Raw genomic sequence first — 25,361 nt, forward strand, 5'->3', positions numbered from 1 at the left:
ATTGTAGGCTGAATTTAGTTCGTTATTAAATAATAATTATGCAAACAACAGCTGCGATTACCAACAAAAAAACACAAATTAAAGAATATACTTCTTTTATCTTTACAATATTTTTGGCACTGATGATAAGATTTTTTATCATGGAACTTTTTTTTGTGCCAACAGGTTCAATGAAAGCAACAGTGCTAGAGAATGATTATATTTTTTCAACAAAATATTCTTATGGATATAGTAATTATTCTTTTCCTTTTAGTCCCAATATTTTGAATGGGAGAATATGGGCGTCACAGCCACAAAGAGGAGATATAATAGTTTTTCGCCCACCAAATAATATGGATATTCGATTTATAAAAAGACTAATTGGTCTACCTGGAGATAAAGTACAATTAATCAATGATGTAGTGTATATAAATGATAAAGCCATAGAACGCACTGAAATTGGTACATATATAAGTGAAGAAGGAAAAAATTATATAAAATATAAGGAAATATTACCTAATGGTGTAAGTTATTTTTCTTATAAATTAAAACAAAATAATCATTCATTAATAAATAAATATGGTAATACGGAAAGCTTTTATGTACCTGAAGGTAAGTATTTCTTTCTTGGAGATAACAGAGATGAATCGAATGATAGTAGGATAGATCTAGGATTTGTACCGTTTAAAAATTTTATAGCCAAAGGACAATTTATTATTTTTTCTACAAAAGAAGAATTATGGCAAAGTGATATTGGGATAATTAATCAAATACTCCGTGTTGGTACTTGGCTGACATCTATTAGATTTAACAGAATATTTACATCCCTTTATACAGATAAAATATAAAATGATAACAAGTAAAGAATCAGCTCTTTCTGCTCCGGAAAAGCTTGAACAAGATATAGGATATAATTTTAATAATAAAGATATTTTACTTGAAGCGTTAAGTCATCCTTCCCTTAAGCAACATACCCTAAAGCATGGAATTCAAAAAAACTATGAACGTTTAGAATTACTTGGTGATGCAATAATTAATTTTATCATTACTGAAATTTTATTTAAAAATTTCTCTACTTATGATGAGGGGAAATTAGCAAAAATTAGAGCATATCTAGTCTGTAAAGAATCACTTTGCAAAGTAGCTGCAAAAATCAATTTGTCAGACTATATTATTATGACCCATGGCGAAGAAGTATTAGGGGGAAGACAAAATCCTAATAATATTGAGAATACTATGGAAGCATTAATTGCTGCCATTTATCTTGATAGTAATATTGATACGACCCAAAAAATAGTATATGATTTGTGGTATGAGTTTATATCTATTACTGATTTAGCTGATTATGACCCTAAAACTACTCTTCAGGAATTAGCACAAAGAAAGGGAATTGAAAGACCCGTGTATGAAGTGATAAAAAGAGAAGGATCACCACACGCATCTATCTTCACTGTATTAGTAAAAATGGAAGCCTACCAACAAACTGGTACTGGTCATTCAGTTAAAGAAGCAGAAAAAGTTGCTGCTCGTAAATTAATGAACTACCTCAACAAGTTGTAAGGTTTAATCCGTGGGAATATCTCAAAAGACAATTTCTCTATGTATAATCGGCAAACCAAATGCTGGTAAATCATCATTATTAAACAAACTTATTGGACAAAAAATCTCCATAGTAACGAATAAAGTTCAAACGACTCGCTCCATTATAACTGGAATAGTTACTATAAAAGATACGCAGCTGATAATACTAGATACTCCAGGTATATTTGAGCCAAAGAAACAACTGGAAAAAGCAATGGTACGGTGTGCATGGTCAAGTTTACATGGTGTAGATTTAGTTTTATTAATAATAGATAGTACGAAACCTATAGACCAATTTACTTTACAAATACTAAAAAAATTACAAAATCTTAAAATAAATTTAATGTTTTTATTAAATAAGATCGATATTCCTTCTAAATACCTAGAAGAAATAGAAAATATTATAAGGTCTCAGTTCATAGATGCTAATATATTTAAAATATCCGTTTTAAACGGCGAGAATATCAATAACTTACTAAGTTACATACAAAGCCAAGCAGAGCTGTCGCCTTGGCTATACGAAGAAGATGATGTTACTAACCTACCTATGCGGTTTTTAGCAGCTGAGATAACTAGGGAACAATTATTCTTGAATCTCCACCAAGAATTACCTTATAATTTAACTGTTCAAACTGAAATGTGGCAGGAGAATAATGATAACTCTATCAAAATTCATCAGGTAATAGTGGTTTCAAAGAATTCTTATAAGACTATTATTTTAGGAAAAAATGGTTGTAAAATTAAAGAAATAGGATCTAAGGCAAGAATAGAGATGCAGCTAGCTTTTGATTGTAAAATTCACCTTTTCCTTTTTGTGAAAGTACGTGAGCTTTGGGAAAATGATCCACACTCATATAGCCATATGAGATTGCAACAGGCTCAAATATGAATTTTAAAGATATAGGTATAATAATTGCCAAAAAACCACTAAAAGAAAATACGGCTATTATTACAGTTTTTACTGAAAATCATGGCTTATATTCCGGTGTAATACGAGAAACATCTAAAAAATTTGGCTCTGTAAATCAACAAGGTAATATTGTTGATTTTTTTTGGCAAGCTAGATTACACGAGCATCTAGGAATGGCTAAATGCGAATTAATAAAATCTTACGCTGGTCTTTTAATAACTAATAAAATTAAGCTTTACGCTTTTAATTCAATTATTAGCCTTATTAAGATGGCATTTCATGAAAGAGAAAATCACAATAAATTTTTTCCAATTTTTGTAGAATATTTAAGTAGTCTAGCAAATAATTTTATTTTTGAGGAATATATTAAATTTGAATTAGCCATACTTCAAGAATCAGGCTATGGTCTTGATCTGCATAAATGTGCGGTAACAGGTAGTAGGGAGAATCTAGGTTATGTCTCGCCAAAATCTGGAAGAGCTGTATGCTTATCAGAGGGGTTACCATATCAAGACAGGCTTCTAATCTTACCACAATTCCTAACCTCCACTAATAGCCAAATTACTAATAATGATAAAAAACAAGCTTTTAATTTAACTACATATTTTTTTCACCGGTATTTCTTTCACAACCAACAACAACTACATGCACGAGAGAATTTCATAGAATATATTATTTGATTCGCAACACTCACATTGTAAAAATAAAACCTATAGAAAATCATCCTCCAAAAGCAGAATCTGAAGAATTGTTTTGCTTTCTAGATCCCCCCCGGAAACTACTAAGTTTTTTAGATCTAGTCGGATGCTTCAATTTGCGTAGTGCTTTGGACTCTATTTGCCTAATACGTTCCCTAGTAACGTTGAATTGTTGTCCAACTTCTTCTAGTGTATGATCAGTACTCATTCCTATACCAAATCTCATTCTTAGAACTCTTTCTTCACGAGGAGTAAGAGTTGCTAAAACTCTAGTTGTGACCTCTCGTAAATTCGATTGAATTGCTGCGTCAAGCGGTAATACAGCATTTTTGTCTTCAATAAAGTCTCCAAGATAACTACCATCATCATCGCCTATTGGATTTTCTAAGCTAATTGGCTCTTTAGCTATTTTCATTACTTTTCGTACTTTATCAACTGGCATAGAAAGGCGAGCGGCAATTTCTGCCGGAGTCGGTTCATAACCTAGCTCGTTAAGCATCTGCCTAGAGGTACGAATAATTTTATTGATCGTTTCAATCATATGCACGGGAATACGTATGGTTCTAGCTTGATCAGCTATAGCTCTAGTAATAGCTTGCCTAATCCACCAAGTAGCATAAGTAGAAAATTTATATCCCCTACGATAGTCAAATTTATCAACAGCCTTCATTAACCCAATATTTCCTTCCTGAATTAAATCTAGAAACTGTAATCCACGATTTGCATATTTTTTAGCAATTGAGATAACTAGACGCAGATTAGCCTCTATCATAGCTTTTTTTGCCCTAAGGACTTGTCTTTCACCCTTTTGTATTGTATGCACTAACTTTTTAAATTCAATAATTGGCAAACCAATAGTCATTTCCATGGTTTTTAATTCACTAATCATTTGATCAATAGCATCAGATTCTTTAGCAAGGAAATTCTTCCAATTAGATTGCCTATTTTTTTGCATTTGCCTTTTCCAGCTTTCATCAATTACTGCTCCCATATATTCATTTAGGAAGTTCTGACGACTTATGCCATATTTCTCAGCTAATTTAAGGAAGCTCCCTTCTTTAGTTACTAATTCTCTATTTAGACTATATATTCTATTAAGAATTTCTTCTGTCCTTTTAGAGTGAAAATGGATACTAGAAATTTCAATAATTAGTAATTGTAGATTCTTGGTATATTTTTTGTTATCATGCAATCCTTTAGGCTGAGGATAACGTGTGTAATGTTTTTTTGCTTCAATTAACAACTCTTCAGAAAGTTTAGAAACTTTTTCCATACGCTTGATAACACTAGGTAATAACTGTAACTCAATAGTAGCTATTGATAAATTACTAGCTTCTTCATGTTCTTCATGATCTGATTCTATATAATTATTTTGATTCTCTTCAGAATTACTATCATCCCCGTTGAGCATATTAGCTTCTAGATCAATCAAATCTCGGAGTAGTATTTTTTCATTAACTAAATCTTCATGCCATTTTATAAAGAATTTCATCGATATTGGATTTTCACAAAGTGACTTAACCATTATCTCTTTGCCTTCTTCAATATCTTGGGCTACTTCTATTTCAGTCTCACGAGAAAAAAGTCCAACTCCTCCCATATCTCGTAAATATAACCTTACTGGATCATCGGTCGTACCTAAATTTTCTTCTTCACTTTCGTCTTCAGGCTCACGATCAACATTATTAGATAGTTTAAATTCATCATCTACATTAATATCAAGTTTGATCTCGTCATCATCACCTTCTATAATATCAACTCCAGCCTCAGAAAACTTTGATATTACCTTTTCTAAATCGTTTACTGATATATTATTAGTCATTGGAATGACTTTATTTAGATCATAATAAGTGACTGCAGTGCCTTTTTCTTTAGCTGTTTTAACTAGGTTATCAACTGCAGTACCAACTGCAGTACCTTTTACATCTATTTTCTCTTTTGCTTCTGTCATAATTTATAAACCTTGGGTCAATTAGTAAAAGATTCGTTTAGATTATAAATCTCTTTAGAGATTTTCAAAATTTCTTCTCGATATAATATAGCTTTTTTTAGCTCTTCATCTGAGCCATTTTGAATAATTGAGGTATATTCTTGTTTTAATAGCACTAGGTGATGTTTTTTATGCAACCATTGCCAAAGTAAGTCAGAATCGATATCATCCTTATTAAATGACAAATCTAGAAATAGATTATTGGATTTTGACAATACTGAAAAAGTGTCATAAAATCCAGTTTTTTCTGCCAAACCAATAATATTTTCCTGATCTAATATATCGTTGCTAATAATTTCTGCAAAATACCAATCACGAAAAGCTTCAAGCATTTTATTTTGGAAATTTAACGTTAATAAGAAATCCTTTATTTCTTGCTTTTTGGTCATTTCAGGAAATTTAACCAATATTATACAAAAAGTTTGTTCTAATATTTCGATTTCTGAATAGTTAGGAGTGGTAGATGTAATATTTGAACTTGTTATAGTTACTTTATTTTGCCGTTTAATTAAATTTTGCCATATCTGATCTTTAAAATATCGATAATAATTATTGCTAAGTAGTTTATCCTTTATTTGTTTGCAATAATCTCCAAGATTTTTTTCCAAAATAGCTTTGTCTTCTGGAGTTGAGAAAATCTTACCTTCATATTCAGAACGCCAAATCATTTCAGATAGATTAATTCTTTTATCAAAAATTTGTGTAAAACTTCCTACACCATCTTTATTTATAATATCATCAGGGTCACTTCCGCTAGGTAACATCACAAAGGAAATTTTCTTATTGCCATTTATCAGAGGTAGTACTAGATTAATTACCCGATGGGTGGCTTTTATTCCTGCTATATCACCATCTAAACAAAGTACTATTTCATCTCCGGCACGCCATAATTTTTGTAGGTGATTCTCTGTAACCGAAGTACCAAGACTTGCCATTGCTTCTTTAAAACCAGCTTGGTGCAAGGCAATAACATCCAAGTACCCTTCAACTAAGATTGAATGATTTTTCTTATAGGCAACACTAATCGCATTATTCTCCCCATATAATGTTTCATTTTTTTGAAATAATATGGTTTCCGGAGAATTTAAATATTTAGGTAACCCCTCACCAAGCACTCGCCCCCCAAAACCAACTACTTTATTATAAACATTTTTAATCGGAAAGATTATCCGATTATAAAATATCTCATATATTGTACCATCATCTCGCTTGCCCACTAAGCCTGCTTTTTGAAGTTTTGTCAAAGATATTGATTTTTTTTTAAAAAATTTCTGTAATGCTTTAGCTGGAGGAGCAAAACCGATGGAGAATTCCTTAATTGCTTCTTTACTAATACCGCGGTCATGTAAGTAGCTACATACTTCTTGTGACAATTGTGATGTAAAAAATCTTTCAGCCATCTCTAAGATATCAAATAGTTCATCCGATTCTTCATAGAGTTTCTGTTGTGCTGCTGTTAATTTAGGCAATTCAATGCCATAATCATTAGCAAGTTTAATGGCTGCTTCCTTATAAGATAAACCGCTAAAGTTGGAAACAAACTTTATAACATCCCCGTGAACAGCACAGCCAAAGCAATAATAAAACTTCTTGGCGTCGTTTACAGTGAATGATGGAGATTTTTCAACATGGAAAGGACATAATCCCAAGTAATTTCCAGATTTCTTAGTTAAGACTACTTTTTGTCTAACAACATCTGATAAATTAATCCGAGTTCTAAGAAGTTCATAAAATTCTAATGGAATTCTCATAAACTTAAAATAAAGGTGAATATGATTGTAGAGAAACAGTAGCTAAGAGGTATTAATAAATTATCGTTTATTGATACCTCTTTTGAGTAGAATTCACTAATAGTAGCAACTATAGAACTAATTATGATAACAGTAAAACTAGTGTGATAGCCGATGAAAAAATACACTAATATGCTAATAAAAATTGCAGAAATTAGAAAGGCAATGGAACCTTCCAATGATTTGCCATTTTTTAGAGGCGTACCTATTTTTGTACCCACTAACGCAGCAAGACAATCAGCTATTATCAATATAAGCCAAGATGAAATCGCTAAACCTTTTGAAAATAAAAGAGCAGTTAAGAAAAACCCAACCACCATAAAACTGCTACCACTTAGTCTGAATAAACCACTCTGTTCTTCAGGTCTCATAAACTTTCCAAGAAATTTATCTGTAAATTTCTTAACATATAAATTATAATGCCTTGTAATATCTATATATAATACACATATTATAAGTAGAAATAATAGTGTAGTAACAACTAATTTAGATGAAAATAAATAAAAAAGTGGTATAATCAAGCTGTATAAATGGAAAGTTTTACGTTGTATTTCAAAATTAAAGAGTTTAGTTTGCATAATAACCTAAAAGGTCTATTTGACAAAGTTTGACACAACAAATATACTAGAAAACTTAACTTAGACAAGACATATTATTATGGCAGATTTTCCTATTACACATAAAGGGTTTGATAGTTTAGAAAAAGAAATTAAACATCTTAAACACATAGAACGACCAAAAGTAATTGAAGCTATAGCAACAGCTAGAGATTTTGGAGATTTATCTGAGAATGCAGAATACCATGCAGCACGGGAAAAACAAAGTTTTATTGAAGGTCGCATTGTGGATCTTGAAGATAAAATAGCAAGAGCTAAAATTATTGATACCTCAAAACTCTCCGGTGATACCATAAAATTTGGGGCGTTAGTTAAGTTGATCGATGATGAAACAGAGGAAATAGTTATATATCATATTGTTGGAGAGTATGAAGCAGATATAACCAAAAAGAGGGTATCCATAGTATCGCCAATTGCTAAGGCTCTCATCGGTAAAGGGGTTGGAGATATAGTAGAAGTAACTACTCCTAAAGGTTCAAAATCTTATGAGGTTTTAGAAGTATCCTATCAAGAATTAGTAGATATTTAAGATAATAACTATTAGTGCTAGCTTATTTATATGTTATAACCTGAATTAGATGTAACTTGTTACATCTAATTCAGTATTGTATATAGAAACAATCAGGTTTGAAGTGGTTCTACTCGATAGTCAAGAATTAACCGAGATTTTAGATGAAGGAAATTTGAGTCAGCTAGGTTACCAAACACTTAGTGAACTGAAAGAAGAGTTTTTAGTTATGGTTTTTGACTAACATATTAGATTTATCTGCAGAGGAGATTGCTGAATCCTATAAGAAACGCTGGTCTATAGAAGTTTTTTTTAGATTTATCAAACAAAATTTACAATTTAAGAATTTTGTCAGTAATAATATGAATGGAATGCAGGTATATTTATATTGCATTTTAATAGCAGCAATTTTGTTTATAATTTTTAAAATTAGTAATAAACTAACAAGATTTAAGATGGTGTTATTAAAGTTTACTTTGCTCATTGAGAAGGAACTTATTAAAGATATTGTACTTTTTTATGGCGGTAATCCAAACTTGGTGGAGCTGAAAATATTATCCCATTCGAACTTTCGACAGTTGTGGGTCTATATTCTTAGGTCTATGGTAAACATGGCTAAAGAATTAGGCTTAAGAAGTAAAAAGAATTGTCACCTAAATAAAACTGTTATACATCGTTTAATACAACAACCATTTTATTACGGTGAAATGAGAGTAAAAGGAGAGATGTGGTCACATGGTTACCAAGCAATTATAACAAAAGAGACCCTATCATACTTAAAAAATACTAATGAGCTAAAAAAAGCTGAACATGACCAAACAACAGCTTCATTAAAGAAAGAACATACCGAAAATGAAAATAGATTAAATTCATTAATAGATTTACGACTCAATGGAGAACTTAGCACAGAAGAATTTCAAAGAAAAAAACAACAATTAAAAGATCGCCAATATGAAATTGATCGTTTACTAAAAACTTATGATGAAGCAGACGATAAATTTACTGATACCGCTACAACGCTAATAACTCTAGCATCTGAGGCCTATGAAACTTTTAAAGGTTCTGAAATGCCTCAAAAACGCAAAATGATAAATTTCGTATTTCAGAACCTCAAACTAAGGGGCAAAAAACTTGAGACCTCTCTACGTTTCCCGTTCGATATTTTTGAAAAAACAAACACTTGTACCAAATGGCGGGCTGCATGGTGTACGTTGCGAACTTTTTACCAGTTTAGGTTAGAACTTTTGCAAATCCCTTTAAAGGCTAATTATAACAAAGCTCTGCCTTTAACAAGGCTTTTATAGTTAGCCCCAAATAACCTAACTAAAGAGTAAATTTTAATCATAGGGGTAAAGAATTTATGTATGTAATATTTTTCTTAATCAATTTGGTATTCTAGTACTACTTTTTTGCCACAAAAGGTCATAGAGATTTTAATGATCTTTTTGACATGTTTGTGTTCTCTTATCTTAGTGTCATATTGTTTATCTATAATTTGCTTTAAGCCCATTTTGGCTACTGAAAGCAAATCTTCTGCATTTTTAGCAATCTTATACTCAATAATAATTGCTTTATCTTCTCTACCAGCTTTGGGGATCATGATAATATCAGCTCTACCACTTCCTGACTCCTGTTCACTTGCTATTATATAACTAGGTGATAACATGTTAATAAGTCCTAGCATAAAGCCACTATAAAATAATTCTGCCTTTTTCTCTCCTGTTTGATGAAAACTTGTAGAATTTAGCAACAATTCTTGTAAACGCTCTTTAAATTCCTCTACTTTACCTGCTGGTAATAAGTTAATAAAAGAGTAATATCTAGAACTATCAATTTTTAACTGATCAGTTACCCATTGTAGCATCCGTGCCTTATATATGTGCCTTACTTCCCGATTTGGTGCTGACAATTCATAAATATTTTCTTCTGAATTTTGAACCGTAGGATTTAAATAACCGCTGAACAGTAATAAACTGAGCAATCCTACTGGTTTGTTAATATCAGCAAAGCTTATTTGTTTGGTAATAGGTGAGATAATACTTTTTCCAGCAGCTAAGCTCTGTAAATCTTCCTGCATTTCGTCTGACAATAATGCTTTATCCACAAGACCTGTGCCTCCACTATCTAGCCAATAATGATCGAGCTTACCTTTGTGTGCTAAACATTGCATGATTGACCATGGATTGTAAATGACCTCTCCACCAAAGGTGTAACCATTATACCAATTTTTAATTTCTTCAGGATTCGTTTCAGTTGGAACGATGGTTAGTAACTTATCAACTTCTGCTTGGGTGAAGCCATAGAACTTAGAAAAATCATCATCAAGTAATGTATATTCAGTAACATTATTCAAATCTGAGAACAAATTAGCCTTAGCTATTCGTAATATCCCAGTAATTACTCCTTTTTCTACACAAGTATTACCTTTTAGGCTGGTGCCAAACATTCCTCTAAACACCTTAAGAATTCGTTCAAATTCTTTTGCTTTGTGACCAAATTCTAAATATGCACTATTAATTGGTGTATCATATTCATCTATTAATATGTATACTTTTTGTTTAAAATGCTTATATAAAATCTGACTTAAAAACTTCAAGCTGTTTTTTAAATAGCCTATATTAATATCACCACTTAGATAATTTCTTAGTATTATTTTTTGTGGAATACTGAGAAATGTATTATCTTCTTGAAGATATTGTTCTAAATAATGAAATTTTTCAAATAGTTCTATTATTTGATCTATAATACTACTAATAATTTCATTATAATCGCTCCCCTTCACTTCTTTAAAATTTATGTATATTACTGGAAATTGACCTTGGTAGTCAGAGATAATGTCTGAATACTGTGTTATCTGAAGTGGTTTAAGTAGTCTTTTTTTACCACTAGCTACTCCTAAATCAATTTCACCACCGATAAATAATTTATTATTTACTCTCTTTTCTTGAGCTAAAGGCTTACCTCTCTCGTCCACTTCAATTTCCAAGAACTTGCAAAGCATGTCCATATTAAGGCTTTTACCCCAACGTCTTGGCCGAGTGATTAGGATAACCTTACCGCTATCTTCTAATAACTCTTTGATCATTAAACTTTTATCAACGAATATATCGCTATTAATGAGCAGATCATAGAAGTCATCACTACCCACTAACATCTTTGGTTGATAATTAATATTATTTTTACTCTTTTTTTCTGTCATTGTTTTTACGATTTTCTACTAACTATAATACCATTATACACCTGTTTTATTATCCACTAATAGATTATTAGTAAAATTTTTGCTAATAATACTATTTTTTATCAATATTGAAATCAAACCTTCTTGATCTCTTGGTACTTCTACTGTCAACTTACGATTATCATCATCAATTACTGTCTTCTCATAGCTACCATTACGAATTAAAAAACCCAACGGACTTGGTAAAACGTATAATTGCAGCAAAACTGCTTTGCAATCTTTTAGCATTACAAGTCACATTCTAAACCTGAGTCGCCAAGTAATTTGCTGGTAAATTCTTCATTTACCAGCTCATAATTGTAAAAATTGTGTTCCTGTGCTTTGGTGGCAAAATCTTGCCCTTGAGCAGCAGCATTAACCATAATATTACTAATTTTATTGTAAGCCGCAGCTTTAAAATTATCATCCTGACTTATGCTAGATGCGTTGAAATAATATTTTTTAGCTTGCTCAAATAACCCTACAGATTCAAAATACTCAGCCTGCTTTAGCATTATATCAGGATTCTCTGCATCTTGTTTTAGCCATGCTTTAAAACATTCTTTTATCCTAACCGCATTATTAATTACTTTATAGCAGTTAATCGCCTTAGCATATTCACCTTTATTAAAAAATAGCTGACCAAGTTTTTCATATATCTTTGGTAAATGGCTATTGGCTTCGATAGCTTTTACATAGTAAGCCAATGCTCCTTCTTCAGCATTCTGCTCAACGATATTAGCTAAGCAACTATAGGCTATAGCCTTAAGATTCTTGCAGGCAGGAGAGTCCGGATAATCCTCTAGATACTTTATAGCTTTATGATAATAAACTTGGTCAAGTTTGTCTTCATCAATAGGCAAATTGCTAACTTGGTACTCAAGATTTTCTGCTACCTTAGTATGGCAAGCCGTTATTAACTCTGCAATCTTGTCATGTTCAGGTAATTCAGCTTTACAGACACTAGCAAAGAATTTCACATATTCATATTGCTGCTGTAAGCAATAACCATAGCTTTGTATCTGATGCTGAAGCTGAACATTACCCGGTTCAGCATATTCAGCAAAAATCTCCAATGCTTGCTGCAAGATCATTATGGCATTTGGTATACTTACTATTTGCTCACAGTTAAGTACTTTTTGTAACTTTAATAATAAGTCCAGCTCTAGAAAATATTCATCTTTATCATGCTTTGGCAAGAGGTTGTTGTAATGAATTGATGATGGTATCCAATCTTTGACAAGATGATAGTTCTCAGAAAATGCATTGAGTGGATTAACATCTGAGCATTTAGTTGCATTACCAATAGCCTTAACTATCACCTCTAATAGTTGATTAAAATTATTACTGGCAGTGTTTAACAGATGAGATGAACACTCCACAGCTTTTTTAGAAATAGTGATATTGACCATATCACCTTTAGCGTCAGAATATTTAGATGATTCGTCTATTGCTGTAAGTAAGTCAGGTACAGCTAACTTACCTTCGTCAGTTGGTTCATAGAATAGATGTATTGAGCAATTCTCTTTGAGTTTATTAATCAGTGCTTTACACTTTTCTTTTGCTCCTGGAATACCGTTTAATATTTGATTATCTCTTAATATTGCATCTATAAACTCTTTGATATTCTGAATATTTTTATTTGGTGATACATGGGTAACTACTAAAGATATGCTATCCTCTATAGATTCAATATCCTTAAAACTTTTAATAAAATTATATAGTGTTTCAAGGAAAATACTGCCTCTCTTACTCCTTAAATCTGATTCATCTACCACCAATACAAATTTTAGCTGATCTGTAGTCTCAAACAGCCTTTTAATATAAAAGTTGTTGGCAATTTCTTGGACAGGGTCAGTATCATTAAAGCCAGGACAGTCCCAAATGGTTAGGTCTTTAAAGAGACATTTATTAGGAATCTTAGTCTCGGAAGCCAGTTTATGACCAATGACAATATCATCAAGTGGCTGCATCGCATCAATAACCAGCTCGTTAGTTTCATCATTCTTAATTGCCTGCAGTTTTCTGCCAGTAAACACGTGAGCGAGTGTACTCTTGCCAGCCCCAGTATCACCAAGTAGCAATATCCCCTTCTTACCATGTTCCTGCAGGCAGTCATTACCATCTCGGATTAAATTCGATACTTGCTTGATAGTAGCCTGATCATCATTATCAAACTGATTATCCCCATCTGCTACCTCAAATAATTTCACAACCTGTATCTCCGGGACATATTCTTTTACTTTTGCCTCCTCTATGGCTTTTAATTTAGCTGCTTCTTCTATTGCCTTAGCTTCTTCTTGCTCTCTAAGCTTTGCCTCTTGCTCAAGTCTCTCAGCTTCTTGTCTAGCTTTTTCAGCTACCTCTGCTTGTTGTTGCTGTTTTAGCTTTTCAGCCTCTTGTTTGGCTTTATCAGCAAGACCTTGATTAATCTTTAAGGCTTCTGCTATCTCCTTTGCTACAACATCTCCTATTTGGTTATTTCGAAGGTTAAGAGTAGTAATAGATTTATTATCCTTTACGGCTTCTGCTAGACCTTTCGCCCCTGCATCTCCTATTTGATTATTTCGAAGGTTAAGAGTAGTAATAGATTTATTATCCTTTACGGCTTCTGCTAGACCTTTCGCCCCTGCATCTCCTATTTGGTTATTCCGAAGGTTAAGAGTAGTAATAGATTTATTATCCTTTAGGGCTTCTGCTAGCGATTTCGCTCCTGCATCTCCTATCTGGTTATTATGAAGGTAAAGAGTAGTAATAGATTTATTATTCTTTAAGGTTTCTGCTAGCTCCTTTGCTTCTTCATCTCCTATCTGTTTATGATTAAGCCTAAGAATAGTAATAGAGTTACTTCTTATTTGTTGTATAATAGTTTTGTCTAATGGCATTTTTGCCTCTCTTTTATTTAGGTTAAAAGTGATAAGTACTTAGTAGTTATCACTAAAGTACTGTTATTCGATCTGTATCGCCGACATTAGCATAGTCTTTTATGTCATATGCTAACCCAACTAATATTACTCCGTCTATTAGCAAGAAGCCGCTTTGTGACAATGAAGCAATTGTAAGTTGTCATTCTTAGCAACGGCGGGAATCTAGATATCTGTTTTCGCAGGTATGACACAAAACAGGATTGCCTCATCTTCTCTCAATGATGTTTTTTTAGACTTACACAGTCCTATTCTATTATTAAAGTTATATGCTTTATATAAAATATATGATATATTTTGATATGTAAAGTGTATTTATAAAAAATTTGTGGGAATATAAAATTTGGCGGGAATAAAATATGATGTAAATTGTGATTTTTTATGATATAATAACTCCCCTACAATACAGATACTACAGGGGATTATATGCGAATAATTGTTGTCAAATTTAACAAGTCAAAAGATATCGAAAATCTTAAAAAAATCATGCAAAATGTTTACGCAAGTAATAGTGATCATTTACCGGATATCGCTAAATTTCACTTAGGCAATAAGATTTTTATACCGAATCAGGTAGAGGAAGCGAAATTGCATATAATAACTGCGAGCGAGGTTAGGCTTTGGCTTAAATCTTTACTATTCTTAGGTTGTCCTGACTATTAACATAGATGATGTATTTTAGCTCTCTAACATTACTAGGAATCCGGTTTATTAGGTTTTTCAGATTATCTCTACCAACTCGGCTACCTAAGTTCCAAGGTAGCTATATTGTAGGGAAGTTATTATATCATAAAAAATCACAATTTACATCATATTTTATTCCCGCCAAATTTTATATTCCCACAAATTTTTTATAATATGCTGAACCGGGTAATGTTCAGCTTCAGCATCAGATACAAGGCTATGGTTATTGCTTACAGCAGCAATATGAATATGTGAAATTCTTTGCCAGTGTCTGTAAATCTGAATTACCTGATCATGCCAAGATTGTAGAGTTAATAACGGCTTGCCATACTAAGGTAGCAGAAAATCTTGAGTACCAAGTTAGTAGTTTGAATATTGTCCAGCTTGTTAAGGCTTTGGAAACTAATAGAACCATCAGCCAAATAAACCTTAGCTATAACAATATTACTGACAATGGAGCAATAACACTGGTGGGACTTCTAGAGTCTAATAATAAAATTACAAGCAAAATAATAATAGATTTCACAGATTTTGAAAATGCAAATATTAGTTATCAAGTAGAAGAGCTGTTAATTGAAACTCTAGAAAGCCATAACAAAAAACAGGGGGTATAATTTTAAAAATATTCATCTTTTAAAAAATAGTAAATAATATTGATGCAATTAAAAAGGTATCTATTGCACCAAGAAATATCATGTTTTGCTTGCAACAATATCACGGTACTCAAATGAAATCTTAAATATTATAGAAAAGATTTCTTGTATATAGGTGAATTTGCAAAATTCTTTTTGCAATATTTATGCCGATTGTAGTAATCTACATTATAGATAGCTGCATTACAAATATATGAAAACTGTTTTACCTGAACGCTCCCTGATAATTCAAGAAAGACTTGATAATATCGTCAAAGAAATTCTCGCTGTATCAAAGCACAAGATTGCGATGATTATTTTATTTGGCTCTTATGCTAGAGGCGATTGGGTACAAGATGAGTATAAAAAAGGTCACATTACCTATAGCTATCAAAGTGATCTCGATATTATGTTGGTGATGAAGAAAGGCAAACATGCCGGTCTTGCCGGGTTAGCAATAGAAGATAAAATAGAAAAAAGGTTAGAAAAAAAATCATTAAGAAGTCCTTTTGAGTTATGGGTAACTTTGGTGATAGAATCAATCAAGACGGTAAATAGTCAGTTGGAAAAGGGGCATTATTTCTTTTCCGATATAAAAAAAGAAGGTATTCTTTTATATGATAGTGGTGAATTTCAGCTGGCGGAAGCCAAAAATTTACCATGGCAAGAACAAAGACAAATAGCTAAAGAAGATTATGAATACTGGTTTGCAAGAGGCAAAGGTTTTTTTCTTGCTTGTAAATATCAACTAACAAGAAAAGATTTTGCTTTGTCTGCTTTTGAGTTACACCAAACTACCGAAAGTTTTTATAATGCTATCCTGTTAGTTTTTTCTGGCTATAAACCTAAACTACACGATATAAGAAAATTAGGTAGTATAGCCGGAAATTACAATGAAGAATTATGGCAGATATTTCCTCATTCTAGCGTTGAGCAAAGGCAATGTTTTAGATTACTTGAACAGGCTTATGTTGAGGCTCGCTATAACAAAGATTATAGAATAACTAAAGAACAGCTACTTTACCTTATTGATAGAGTTAAAAAATTAAAAACAGTGACGGAAAAAATTTGCTTGGAAAGGATTAATAAAGAGATAATTTAAGCCCCTTAAATAGACAAAGTAAGTCTATAAACGCGATAACCTGTAAGTTTGAGGATATTGGGGTATAGTAGTTTTGTTGTTATGAATTATTATAACAATCTTTGCGGTGTTGAATTACTAGTATATTAATTGCTGTATCTACTATTTGATAAATCACTCTATAATCACCAATTCTGAGGGAGCGGCAACCTTTGAAGCTATGTTTTAAAGGTTTACCAAATTTTATCGGATCAGATAATAGCTTTTTTTCAATGGTTATCTTTTACCCCGATATTAATAAGTTTTACTGAGTGGATGTTTAATTTATCTGAGAAAAACGGTTATAAAACAGTTATCGCGGTATCTAATAAGCTAGAAAGGGTAGTATTTGCAGTACTCAGTTCAGGTAATGATTATACCGAGAGTAAAGTTTGTAGTTAAAAAACTGCTCCAAATAATTGATGAAATGACATTATAGGTAATAAAAGTTTAACAAATTCCAATCCGGAATATGCGAAAAATGATAATATTGATGGTAAATAAGACGAACCTTAGCTTACGAAAAAACTGAATGTAGCAATGGCTCTTTAGAAGTCGATGGTATGATAAGTATAAGTTTGTAAGCCAGCGAATTCCATCAGGGCTATAGGGTAAATTGCTTGATTTCTTGTCTATAAGCCGGATAATTTATTTTTCAACAGTTTCATTATATGAAAAATTTTCTAATATCAATCATATTATTAATCATTAATACTAGAACTTTTGCTCAAGAACAAGTATCTAATTTAATCACTCCAGTTAGTTATTTTGTCAATCATGAGCAACAACTTAAAATTCTTGATGAATATTTAAATAAATATAGACAAGCAAGTATAGTGGGTACTAGCGGTATAGGTAAAACTCAATTAATTAGAATGTATGCTTATGAGAATAAAAATAATTATGATCTAATTTGGTTTTTTGATTGTAACTTAGATATTAATGAACAATTTGTAAAATTAGCCAAGCAACTTAATATGGTTAAACAAACTAATATATCTGAAAAAGTTGCTTTGGCAAAAAAAGCAGTAATATCATATTTAACCCCTACTAATAAATGGTTATTAGTGTTTGATAATTTAAAAGTTAATGAAAATAAGCAAGTGCAAGATTTAGTTGAATGGGAACATAATGGTCATGTCGTGTTTTGTTCGCAAGATAATGAAAAGTTACCTAATATTATAGCAATGCCCATACTTGATAGACCTACTATTATAGTTTTAGCTAATAACTTATTGGATAATAAAGATAACAATAGCGTTGAATTTTTAACGCAATCTTTTAGTGGTTATCCAATATTGATAGTGCAAGGAACTCAATTACTTAACAAAATTAAAGGTTTAGATAAAGAGGAATATAAAAAGAAAATTTATCAATCGACTGATAAAATAGCAACGAATATTAATATGGCTATTCAAGAATTAACACCAAGTGCAATAAAGTTGCTGAATAAAATAGCCTTACTGAACAATCAAAGTTTTTCAAAACAATTACTTACTGCTATCACTGATAATCCGGATACCCTTAATGACGATATATATCAATTATCCAAATTCATGCTAATTAGCAATATTGACCCTAACGAAGATAACCCTGTTTTTGAGATGCATGATGTAGTTAGCAATAAAATAATGGAATTAAATGGCAATAAATATAATAAAATATATTTAGAAGATATTATTACTAAGCTTCCCAAATCAAAAACTATACATTTACAATACGCCTGGATGATGGCAAATACTATACTCGAGAATTTAGCTATTCTTTTAAATAATTCTGAAAAATACAATATAGATTTATATGCAATGCTTGATTTGAGATGTGTATTATCTGCTGTATATGTAAATTCTCATAATTTCTATAAAGCAAAACAAATGGTCGATTGGTTTGAACAGAAAGATAAGAATAAAGAATTTAAACTGCATAAAATGTCTGAATATCAAAAATATCGTTATGTTAAGTACTTGAATGTCATATCAGTATATAATATTTTACTAACAAATGATGAAGAGACTATTTCGTATAGTACTAGAGCATTAAATATTTTGGAAACACTTAATGAGGATGATAGTTTTTTAAAATTTGCTCTTATCTCAAATATAGTAGGATCTCAGGCATCTTTAGGCAATATTGAAATTACTGAACAATACATAAAAAAAATGGATCAACTACGAGTAGTTAATGAATTGGGTATGAATATTATGTATAGTTTAAAAGGCTATTTATATTTTCTGCAAGGTAAATACCATGAAGCTTTACATTATTATAATAAAAATATTGAAATTTACATAAAAAATGGGACACCTCCTAATAGCTCATATCTTACTAGTAGTTATTTTAGTAAAGTAGTAACATTAAATTGCCTTGGTAGATATCAAGAAGCTTATGATCAAATTAGACAATTATATGACATACATAAATCCATACAAAAAGGGAGCTATGTGTTTAGCCGTATTTATACACAAATGGCAAGAAGTGAGTTAGGCCTAGGTAAAATAGATGAAGCATCTAAACACATTAATAAAGCTATAGCAATATTTTTAAGAAATGAATATAAAAAAACTGAAGCAGTAAATTATTCGGAAGATCTTAATTTAGCAGCTAGTTATGTAGTACAAGGGGATGTTCTGCTTGCTCAAAATAATATTAAACAAGCAATCGAATCCTACAAACAAGTATTTACCATATATCATTACTTATATAAAGAGAAAAGTAAAAATATTGCTCAAGTAAGTGAATTATATAACAAAGGAGCAAAAGCAGCTTGTAGAAGCAAAGATTTATATAACTATAAATTTTTTGGCAAGCCACAAATTAAGGAGTTTGGCATACACCATCCTAACACAGTTGATATGTTTGAATATTGCAAACAATATAATATGGATTTGTGGGTCAAGAACAATTAAGCATTAAGGTTCTTCTAGGAAACAAATCAATTAATCTGCTAAATTTTCACATTTTTAGCAAAGTATATCCTAGATTTTTTGCTTGTTTTTCTAAATTAAAGATTTAACTGGTGTAGAAAGCTTAGGGATATCTTTGTATATAACTTGATCTGAATAGAGAAGATTATACATTATTTCCAAGTGTCCGTATGACTAATCCATTCCTTAGTATTACCTATCCTTTCATCTGCTAATTTAGCTAATATTTTGTCCTCTTGAAGTTCTAGACTAGTTATAATAAGACCTTTTGCTACTTTAGATAAGGACTCATTGTTGATTTTAGCAAGACCTGCAATTTCATCAAATATTTTCTCGTCTAAAGACACTAATAATCGTTTAGCTGCCATAAGATCATTATAAATTTATTTATTATGACTCAATTGTATCATATCTGATACAGAATATCAATAATGGGATCGATGTAAACAGCAGCATTCGGTTAAGTTTTTAACTTATCTATTATTTTAAAGCAAACCCATATAAAAAAAGCCCATATTTAGACTTGGAGAGTAATAATCAAAAGTACTCCAAAAAAATACGCAAGAATACTAAAATGCGTTGTGCGAGGCTTAAAATAGCTAAATAGGGGTATCTATGATAAAGCACTTGATAAAGTTACTCCTGATACGAGTTAAAACAATTATTTTTACAATAACCTAAAATTATTAATGCTAAAAAAATGTTACACTTGGCTCTAATACTGGGGTTACTTGGATAATTTAATGCAAACTCAACTTGACTTATCCAGTATTTGATCTATCTCTGAATGCATAATACTTATTAATTTAAACTCTAATTTATTATTACTATTATCAAAGGGAAAAATATGACAGACTCAGCACAAAAAGCCATAATTTTAGTTCGTGTTTCAACAAAAGAACAAGAAGAAGGACACTCTATCGAAGCACAAAAACACAGATTGTTGGAATATTGCCAACGTAAAAACCTAGAAATTATCCAAATCTTTGAAATTATCGAATCTTCCAGCAGAGGTGATCGTAAACAATTTAAGGAAATGATCAAATTTGCTAAAAGTCACAGAGATACTATTGCTATTGTTGCTGATAAAGTAGATCGTGTTCAAAGGAGAATCTCAGAAATTTCATTATTGGAAGAACCAATAAAAGCTGGTAAAATAGAATTACACTTTAGAACAGAAGGTTATGTAATAAACAAAGATTCTCAATCCCATGCAAGGCTAATGTGGGGGATGAACGTATTAATGGCACAATCTTACGTTGATAGTTTAAGTGATAACGTTAAAAGGAGTCTAGATCATAAATTACGTATTTCATAACCTCAAACTAAGAGGCAAAAAACTTGAGACCTCTCTACGTTTCCCTTTCGATATTTTTAAAAAAACGATGACTTGTACCACAGTGGCGGATAGGGTGGGATTCGAACCCACGGTACGGTTGCCCGCACGCTAGTTTTCAAGACTAGATCCTTAAACCACTCGGACACCTATCCAAGGTAATACATATCAGATAGATTGAAAAAATTCAAGTATAAATGTTTATAAGAGGGGTCAGGGTAATTTAAATTTTTTAGTAGATCATTAAAAATTAGTGTTACAAACTCCCATGATCTAAATAAATTAATTATAATTAATTATTTTAGTTATTTACTTTTTGATGGTTATACCTTATTATCTAGAAATATTAATTTTATATATAGAATCTTATCTATGGCAAATTTACAAACCAAACTTAGCTCATTAATGGTGCAAAAAAATATAAATGCTGTAGAGATAGAGAAAAAAACTGGATTAAGTAGAAATACTGTTTATAGCATTTTGTATGGTAGTTCAAAAAACCCTAGTGCTAATAATTTACAATTAATTGCAAAAGCCTTAGATATTAGCCTAGAAGCTCTTGTTGTTGATAACGAAATAAGCCATGAAGTGCTAACTACTGATCAAATGAAAATTTTTAGTAAAGCCACTAGTGCAACAATTAATATGTTAATTGAAAGAAACTTAAATTTTTCATTTACAAATCTTACAGTTCTAATAAAAGAAGTATATGAATATGCACTGAAAAAACAGTCTGTTGATAATACATTTATAGATTGGATGATTGATAAATATCACAAACCTTAATCTTGCTTTACCCATAAATCCATGTCATATTGTTTACAATATTCAAACATGGCGATAGTATTAGGGTGATTTATTCCAAATTCCTTAATTTGTGGTTTACCAAAGAATTTATAATTATATAAATCTTTGTTTTTACAAGCTGCTTTTGCTCCTTTGTTATATAACTCACTTACTTGAACAACATTTTTACTTTTATCCCCATAGAAATAGTGGTATATAGCATAAGCTTTTTTATAAGATTCTATACTTTCTTTAATGTTACCTTGAGCAAGTAAAATATCACCTTGTACTACATAACCTGCTGCTAAATCTGGATCTTCCAAATGATCTACATTCTTAGGATTTCTACGTTCATCTGCTAACAATATTGTTATAGCTTTATTAATATGATCTAAAGCAATATCTATTTTATTTAATCCCAGTTCACTTTTGACCATTTGTATATAAATATAACCTAATGCCTCTTGGTTTACAGATTTATGCATATTATATACTTGTTGAGTTTGAACATAAGCTTCTTGATATTTGCCAATAGAGCTTAATATTGCTGCCCTAAGTAAATAATCTCTAGTAAAACCTAGATCATTAGGATCTAACGTCTTCCATACCTCGATGCCTTTATTGACGTATTCTAAAGCTTCATTATATTTACCTTGAATAAAAAATATTCTAGCTTTCACATGATATAATATAAATATATCTCCTCCCTCTATCCTATGTTTAAATAGCTTCTCCATTTCATTAATAATTTCTTCAGCAGTTTTTATATTACCTAAATATACATGAGTTAGAGCAATGTTTAAGCTACAGTTAAATTTAGAATAAATATAATCATAATCATCACCTAGGGTATCTAAAACTTTAAGTGCTTTAGTTAAATAAGAAATAGTTTTTTGATAATTTATCGATGTTACTCTATTGTAAAGTCCTACTCCTACTAAATATCTAGCGTAACAAAATTTCTGATAGGTAGACATTTGCCAAAATTTAAACTGTTCGTCTTGTTCTTTTTGCTCAAACCAGTTAACCATTTGCTTTGATTTGTATAGATTCCAAGCATTCATATATGAGGCAAACAATTGCAATCTTAAGTTAAGCATTAAATATATGTTAATATTATATTTTTCAGCATTTTGAAAAATAATCTCTAAATTTTCGGATATAGTATTAGTAGCTCTCCATACATGGGCAGAATGCACTCCTTTGAGTTTAGGTAATTTTAGAATAATATCCTCTAAACATATTCTATTGTTTTTATCTCCATTCATCTCCATTATTTTGTTGCTAACTACATCATTCATTTCAAAAATAGGATTATCCTGATTAGAATCAATATTGCTAATCAACATAAACTTAGATAATTGGTATATATCATCATCGAGAGTATCTTTGTTATCAGTAATTATAGTAAGTAATTGTTTTGAGAAACTTTGGTTATTTATCAAAGCTATTTTATTAAGTAACTTTACCGCACTAGGCTTTAATTCCTTTATAGCCATGCTGATATTTGTTGCTATTTTATCAGTTGATTGATAAATTTTCTTTTTATACTCTTCTTTATCTAGGCCTTTAATTTTATTTAGTAATTGGATTCCTTGAACTATAAGTATTGGATAACCACTAAAAGATTGCGTTAAAAATTCGATACTATTTTTATCTTTATTATCCAATAAAGTATTAGCCAAAGTTACGATAGTAGGTTTATCAAACAAGGTCATTAATATAACATTAGGTAATATTTCGTTATTTTGAGAACAAAACACCACATTACCATTATGTTCCCAATCAATAAAGTCTTGCACTTTTTTATTTTCATTAACTTTTAAATTATCAAACACCAATAACCATTTACTAGTAGAAGTTAAATATGACATTACTTCTTTTTTGGCTAGAGTTACTGCTTCAGATATATTAGTTTGTTTGACCATATTGAGTTGTTGGGCTAATTTAACAAATTGTTCATTAAGGTCTAGGTTACAATCAAACAACCAAATTAGATCATAATTATTTTTATTCTCATAAGTATACATCCTAATTAACTGAGTTTTACCTATACCACTAGTACCAACTATACTTGCTTGTCTATATTTACCTAAATGTTTCTCAAGCATTTTAATTTGTTGCTCATGATTGACAAAATAACTAACTGGAGTGATCAAATTAGATATTTGTGTATAGGCAAATGAATTATTGACTATAAATAACACCATAAGTGGCAATAAATATTTATTCATTTTTTTTCCTCGTTAAAGAAGCTAGTAGAATCACATTATTTTCTGTTTTTATTGGTTGTTGGTTACTTTTATTTTCCTGTCTTATGCTTGAATCATTTGGATAGATTTCTATAATATTGCTTTGGTTATAACTTATTTTATAGTTGAATCCATCAGCTCTTAATATATTAAATATTTGACTTAAATTAAGTAAAAAAGGGTTAGCATGCGTTTTGAAAAAATGATTTGATGTTTTGAGTAGCTCTTCTGCTGTCATTATAGGATAACCGTCATATTCAAAACGTAGCTCTATTTTTTGTTTTATATTATCGATAGTTAACCTAATATTGTGTTTGGTAGTAGAAGATTGTTTTTTTAACAAAAAAAATAGATAGTTAATAACACTATAAATGATTTGGTACAACGCTGCATTAGAAGCAAAATATAATATTTTTGCTTTGCTTAAAATTTCAATCGATATATTTTCGTCTTCCTGATTAAATCTATCAGTAAATAAGTCAACTAATTTACTGGCATTAATTTCTTCTATTTTATTTTCTTGATACAGAAGTATAGAGCAAGGTACTTTATCACCAAAGTTTTTTAACCTATAATCCTTGATCATATCTTCTTGATTGTTAGAACTCTTATCAAGCAAGGATATTTGATTAGCTTCCTGAGCAAATAAACAATTAATTTCTAAATCTTTTTGTTTATTGAAATCATTATTCCAAATTTTCCTCATTAAAGAGGTTTCGCAATTTTTTAATTCCTGCTGATAATTAAACTTAAGCTGTTCTAATTCTGTAGCATGTTTGTCTTGATAATGTAATGCATACGATTTATTGAAACTCTTAAATAAGCTTTTAAAGAGAAAATATAACAATAGAAGATTAGCAGTAATAAACGCTGTTAATATCCAAAATGGTCTTTTAATATCTGCTTTTACTTTATGCCAATATGTACTATTAATTGCCAAACTAATATTAAGTTGGTTAGAAGCGTTGATAGGATATATTTTATCTATTTGATAATTTTGAGTTTTGATATTTGAATAAAGAAATTTTTTATTGAGTTCTATCTTGTAATAAATGAATTCCGGAACATGCTTATTCAATAATGCTCCAAAATTAAAAAGATTATAGTTTATACATTTTTCTGCCTCATTACATATCTCAAGTTCACTACCATTACTATTGATTGTAACATTTTTTTCCTGAATATTGCTAGATAAATGATACGCTAGAGAAGAGATTTTATTCATACTTACTGCTAGTATTTTATTATACTGGTTTTGTAAAATTTGTGTTTTTTCCATTTCAACTTTAGCATTATAATATTTATACAATGAAGCTATGATTGTACTATAAACTATAAAAATTAAGATAAATATCTGGAATAAATTTTGCTTTAATTTATCTAAATATGGTGAATTTTGCTCCTTCATAACCC

24 protein-coding genes and 1 tRNA gene are annotated in these 25,361 nt (G+C 30.6%); 14 read left to right on the forward strand and 11 right to left on the reverse strand.

What is annotated here, in order from left to right; genetic code table 11:
* The first annotated feature begins 38 nt into the window (after positions 1 to 38).
* From lepB to recO, 4 genes are read left to right on the forward strand one after another with little or no spacing between them, the layout of a single operon-like run.
* Positions 39 to 827, forward strand: coding sequence for a signal peptidase I (lepB, locus tag ACFEL1_RS02960; RefSeq protein ID WP_375331403.1), 789 nt, complete (start codon positions 39 to 41; stop codon positions 825 to 827).
* A 1-nt stretch (position 828) separates the two neighbouring features.
* On the forward strand, positions 829 to 1,539 hold the full coding sequence (gene rnc / locus ACFEL1_RS02965) for a ribonuclease III (RefSeq protein WP_341761424.1): 711 nt from the start codon (positions 829 to 831) through the stop codon (positions 1,537 to 1,539).
* A 10-nt stretch (positions 1,540 to 1,549) separates the two neighbouring features.
* Entirely contained in the window at positions 1,550 to 2,449 is a 900-nt protein-coding gene (era, locus tag ACFEL1_RS02970) for a GTPase Era (protein WP_375331404.1), read from the forward strand.
* A complete protein-coding gene (gene recO / locus ACFEL1_RS02975; RefSeq protein WP_375331405.1) occupies positions 2,446 to 3,150 on the forward strand; it encodes a DNA repair protein RecO in 705 nt (234 codons plus the stop codon). The genes era and recO overlap by 4 nt, the downstream gene beginning before the upstream one ends.
* 40 nt (positions 3,151 to 3,190) lie before the next feature.
* On the opposite strand, the gene rpoD is transcribed toward recO, so the two are convergent.
* From rpoD to ACFEL1_RS02990, 3 genes are read right to left on the reverse strand one after another with little or no spacing between them, the layout of a single operon-like run.
* Positions 3,191 to 5,119, reverse strand: a complete 1,929-nt coding sequence (rpoD, locus tag ACFEL1_RS02980) for an RNA polymerase sigma factor RpoD (protein WP_341761427.1) — start codon at positions 5,117 to 5,119, stop codon at positions 3,191 to 3,193.
* Between the two features lie 17 nt (positions 5,120 to 5,136).
* Positions 5,137 to 6,909, reverse strand: a complete 1,773-nt coding sequence (gene dnaG / locus ACFEL1_RS02985) for a DNA primase (RefSeq protein ID WP_375331406.1) — start codon at positions 6,907 to 6,909, stop codon at positions 5,137 to 5,139.
* On the reverse strand, positions 6,906 to 7,526 hold the full coding sequence (locus ACFEL1_RS02990; RefSeq protein WP_341761429.1) for a diacylglycerol/polyprenol kinase family protein: 621 nt from the start codon (positions 7,524 to 7,526) through the stop codon (positions 6,906 to 6,908). Before ACFEL1_RS02990 ends, dnaG begins: the two co-directional genes overlap by 4 nt.
* A 76-nt stretch (positions 7,527 to 7,602) precedes the next feature.
* On the opposite strand from ACFEL1_RS02990, the gene greA reads away from it, so the two are divergent.
* The 3 genes from greA (at position 7,603) to ACFEL1_RS03005 (ending at position 9,377) form a co-directional block, all read left to right on the forward strand.
* The gene (greA, locus tag ACFEL1_RS02995) at positions 7,603 to 8,094 is read left to right on the forward strand and encodes a transcription elongation factor GreA (protein WP_341752303.1); all 492 of its coding nucleotides are present in this window, start codon (positions 7,603 to 7,605) and stop codon (positions 8,092 to 8,094) included.
* Positions 8,095 to 8,170: 76 nt separating this feature from the next.
* On the forward strand, positions 8,171 to 8,317 hold the full coding sequence (locus tag ACFEL1_RS03000) for a hypothetical protein (RefSeq protein ID WP_342278334.1): 147 nt from the start codon (positions 8,171 to 8,173) through the stop codon (positions 8,315 to 8,317).
* Positions 8,310 to 9,377 (forward strand): transposase, encoded by a 1,068-nt coding sequence (locus tag ACFEL1_RS03005; RefSeq protein ID WP_375331407.1) that lies wholly within the window; start codon positions 8,310 to 8,312, stop codon positions 9,375 to 9,377. The genes ACFEL1_RS03000 and ACFEL1_RS03005 overlap by 8 nt, the downstream gene beginning before the upstream one ends.
* Before the next feature lie 74 nt (positions 9,378 to 9,451).
* On the opposite strand, the gene ACFEL1_RS03010 is transcribed toward ACFEL1_RS03005, so the two are convergent.
* From ACFEL1_RS03010 to ACFEL1_RS03020, 3 genes are read right to left on the reverse strand one after another with little or no spacing between them, the layout of a single operon-like run.
* A complete protein-coding gene (locus ACFEL1_RS03010; protein ID WP_375331408.1) occupies positions 9,452 to 11,272 on the reverse strand; it encodes an AAA family ATPase in 1,821 nt (606 codons plus the stop codon).
* A gap of 33 nt (positions 11,273 to 11,305) precedes the next feature.
* Positions 11,306 to 11,539, reverse strand: coding sequence for a hypothetical protein (locus tag ACFEL1_RS03015; RefSeq protein ID WP_341761433.1), 234 nt, complete (start codon positions 11,537 to 11,539; stop codon positions 11,306 to 11,308).
* Positions 11,539 to 14,175, reverse strand: coding sequence for a hypothetical protein (locus tag ACFEL1_RS03020; RefSeq protein ID WP_375331409.1), 2,637 nt, complete (start codon positions 14,173 to 14,175; stop codon positions 11,539 to 11,541). The genes ACFEL1_RS03015 and ACFEL1_RS03020 overlap by 1 nt, the downstream gene beginning before the upstream one ends.
* A gap of 465 nt (positions 14,176 to 14,640) precedes the next feature.
* Between ACFEL1_RS03020 and ACFEL1_RS03025 the strand changes: the two genes are divergently transcribed.
* The 3 genes from ACFEL1_RS03025 (at position 14,641) to ACFEL1_RS03035 (ending at position 16,632) form a co-directional block, all read left to right on the forward strand.
* On the forward strand, positions 14,641 to 14,877 hold the full coding sequence (locus tag ACFEL1_RS03025) for a hypothetical protein (RefSeq protein WP_375331410.1): 237 nt from the start codon (positions 14,641 to 14,643) through the stop codon (positions 14,875 to 14,877).
* A 272-nt stretch (positions 14,878 to 15,149) separates the two neighbouring features.
* A complete protein-coding gene (locus ACFEL1_RS03030; RefSeq protein WP_375331411.1) occupies positions 15,150 to 15,512 on the forward strand; it encodes a hypothetical protein in 363 nt (120 codons plus the stop codon).
* Positions 15,513 to 15,744: 232 nt separating this feature from the next.
* Positions 15,745 to 16,632: a HEPN domain-containing protein gene (locus ACFEL1_RS03035; protein WP_375331412.1), complete on the forward strand. Its 888-nt coding sequence runs from the start codon at positions 15,745 to 15,747 to the stop codon at positions 16,630 to 16,632.
* Between the two features lie 79 nt (positions 16,633 to 16,711).
* On the opposite strand, the gene ACFEL1_RS03040 is transcribed toward ACFEL1_RS03035, so the two are convergent.
* A complete protein-coding gene (locus ACFEL1_RS03040; protein WP_375331530.1) occupies positions 16,712 to 16,891 on the reverse strand; it encodes a type II toxin-antitoxin system RelE family toxin in 180 nt (59 codons plus the stop codon).
* Between the two features lie 35 nt (positions 16,892 to 16,926).
* Between ACFEL1_RS03040 and ACFEL1_RS03045 the strand changes: the two genes are divergently transcribed.
* Both ACFEL1_RS03045 and ACFEL1_RS03050 read left to right on the forward strand, forming a co-directional pair.
* Positions 16,927 to 17,052, forward strand: coding sequence for a hypothetical protein (locus tag ACFEL1_RS03045; RefSeq protein WP_375331413.1), 126 nt, complete (start codon positions 16,927 to 16,929; stop codon positions 17,050 to 17,052).
* A 269-nt stretch (positions 17,053 to 17,321) separates the two neighbouring features.
* On the forward strand, positions 17,322 to 19,556 hold the full coding sequence (locus ACFEL1_RS03050) for a tetratricopeptide repeat protein (RefSeq protein WP_375331414.1): 2,235 nt from the start codon (positions 17,322 to 17,324) through the stop codon (positions 19,554 to 19,556).
* Between the two features lie 170 nt (positions 19,557 to 19,726).
* Here ACFEL1_RS03050 and ACFEL1_RS03055 read toward each other — a convergent pair whose 3' ends face one another.
* Positions 19,727 to 19,942: a hypothetical protein gene (locus ACFEL1_RS03055; protein WP_375331415.1), complete on the reverse strand. Its 216-nt coding sequence runs from the start codon at positions 19,940 to 19,942 to the stop codon at positions 19,727 to 19,729.
* A gap of 479 nt (positions 19,943 to 20,421) precedes the next feature.
* Between ACFEL1_RS03055 and ACFEL1_RS03060 the strand changes: the two genes are divergently transcribed.
* Complete coding sequence (locus ACFEL1_RS03060) at positions 20,422 to 20,892, forward strand: recombinase family protein (RefSeq protein ID WP_341761440.1); 471 nt, start codon at positions 20,422 to 20,424, stop codon at positions 20,890 to 20,892.
* An 83-nt stretch (positions 20,893 to 20,975) separates the two neighbouring features.
* Here the strand turns inward: ACFEL1_RS03060 and ACFEL1_RS03065 are convergent.
* A tRNA-Ser gene (locus ACFEL1_RS03065) sits at positions 20,976 to 21,065 on the reverse strand.
* 217 nt (positions 21,066 to 21,282) lie between these two features.
* On the opposite strand from ACFEL1_RS03065, the gene ACFEL1_RS03070 reads away from it, so the two are divergent.
* Positions 21,283 to 21,696: a helix-turn-helix domain-containing protein gene (locus ACFEL1_RS03070; RefSeq protein WP_375331416.1), complete on the forward strand. Its 414-nt coding sequence runs from the start codon at positions 21,283 to 21,285 to the stop codon at positions 21,694 to 21,696.
* Here ACFEL1_RS03070 and ACFEL1_RS03075 read toward each other — a convergent pair.
* Positions 21,693 to 23,930 (reverse strand): tetratricopeptide repeat protein, encoded by a 2,238-nt coding sequence (locus tag ACFEL1_RS03075; protein ID WP_375331417.1) that lies wholly within the window; start codon positions 23,928 to 23,930, stop codon positions 21,693 to 21,695. The genes ACFEL1_RS03070 and ACFEL1_RS03075 overlap by 4 nt on opposite strands.
* Positions 23,923 to 25,356, reverse strand: coding sequence for a hypothetical protein (locus ACFEL1_RS03080; protein ID WP_341762527.1), 1,434 nt, complete (start codon positions 25,354 to 25,356; stop codon positions 23,923 to 23,925). The genes ACFEL1_RS03075 and ACFEL1_RS03080 overlap by 8 nt, the downstream gene beginning before the upstream one ends.
* Positions 25,357 to 25,361 lie beyond the last annotated feature (5 nt).

The sequence above is a fragment of the Candidatus Tisiphia endosymbiont of Oplodontha viridula genome, assembly GCF_964264865.1.
Taxonomy (GTDB): domain Bacteria; phylum Pseudomonadota; class Alphaproteobacteria; order Rickettsiales; family Rickettsiaceae; genus Tisiphia.

What these genes read in the sequence shown, in the direction of transcription:
- lepB (WP_375331403.1), top strand. Translation starts at nt 39, where the DNA reads ATGCAAACAACAGCTGCGATTACCAACAAAAAAACACAAATTAAAGAA.
- rnc (WP_341761424.1), top strand. Translation starts at nt 829, where the DNA reads ATGATAACAAGTAAAGAATCAGCTCTTTCTGCTCCGGAAAAGCTTGAA.
- recO (WP_375331405.1), top strand. Translation starts at nt 2,446, where the DNA reads ATGAATTTTAAAGATATAGGTATAATAATTGCCAAAAAACCACTAAAA.
- rpoD (WP_341761427.1), bottom strand. Translation starts at nt 5,119, where the DNA reads ATGACAGAAGCAAAAGAGAAAATAGATGTAAAAGGTACTGCAGTTGGT.
- dnaG (WP_375331406.1), bottom strand. Translation starts at nt 6,909, where the DNA reads ATGAGAATTCCATTAGAATTTTATGAACTTCTTAGAACTCGGATTAAT.
- ACFEL1_RS02990 (WP_341761429.1), bottom strand. Translation starts at nt 7,526, where the DNA reads ATGCAAACTAAACTCTTTAATTTTGAAATACAACGTAAAACTTTCCAT.
- ACFEL1_RS03010 (WP_375331408.1), bottom strand. Translation starts at nt 11,272, where the DNA reads ATGACAGAAAAAAAGAGTAAAAATAATATTAATTATCAACCAAAGATG.
- ACFEL1_RS03015 (WP_341761433.1), bottom strand. Translation starts at nt 11,539, where the DNA reads ATGCTAAAAGATTGCAAAGCAGTTTTGCTGCAATTATACGTTTTACCA.
- ACFEL1_RS03020 (WP_375331409.1), bottom strand. Translation starts at nt 14,175, where the DNA reads ATGCCATTAGACAAAACTATTATACAACAAATAAGAAGTAACTCTATT.
- ACFEL1_RS03025 (WP_375331410.1), top strand. Translation starts at nt 14,641, where the DNA reads ATGCGAATAATTGTTGTCAAATTTAACAAGTCAAAAGATATCGAAAAT.
- ACFEL1_RS03035 (WP_375331412.1), top strand. Translation starts at nt 15,745, where the DNA reads ATGAAAACTGTTTTACCTGAACGCTCCCTGATAATTCAAGAAAGACTT.
- ACFEL1_RS03045 (WP_375331413.1), top strand. Translation starts at nt 16,927, where the DNA reads ATGTTTAATTTATCTGAGAAAAACGGTTATAAAACAGTTATCGCGGTA.
- ACFEL1_RS03050 (WP_375331414.1), top strand. Translation starts at nt 17,322, where the DNA reads ATGAAAAATTTTCTAATATCAATCATATTATTAATCATTAATACTAGA.
- ACFEL1_RS03055 (WP_375331415.1), bottom strand. Translation starts at nt 19,942, where the DNA reads ATGGCAGCTAAACGATTATTAGTGTCTTTAGACGAGAAAATATTTGAT.
- ACFEL1_RS03060 (WP_341761440.1), top strand. Translation starts at nt 20,422, where the DNA reads ATGACAGACTCAGCACAAAAAGCCATAATTTTAGTTCGTGTTTCAACA.
- ACFEL1_RS03070 (WP_375331416.1), top strand. Translation starts at nt 21,283, where the DNA reads ATGGCAAATTTACAAACCAAACTTAGCTCATTAATGGTGCAAAAAAAT.
- ACFEL1_RS03075 (WP_375331417.1), bottom strand. Translation starts at nt 23,930, where the DNA reads ATGAATAAATATTTATTGCCACTTATGGTGTTATTTATAGTCAATAAT.
- ACFEL1_RS03080 (WP_341762527.1), bottom strand. Translation starts at nt 25,356, where the DNA reads ATGAAGGAGCAAAATTCACCATATTTAGATAAATTAAAGCAAAATTTA.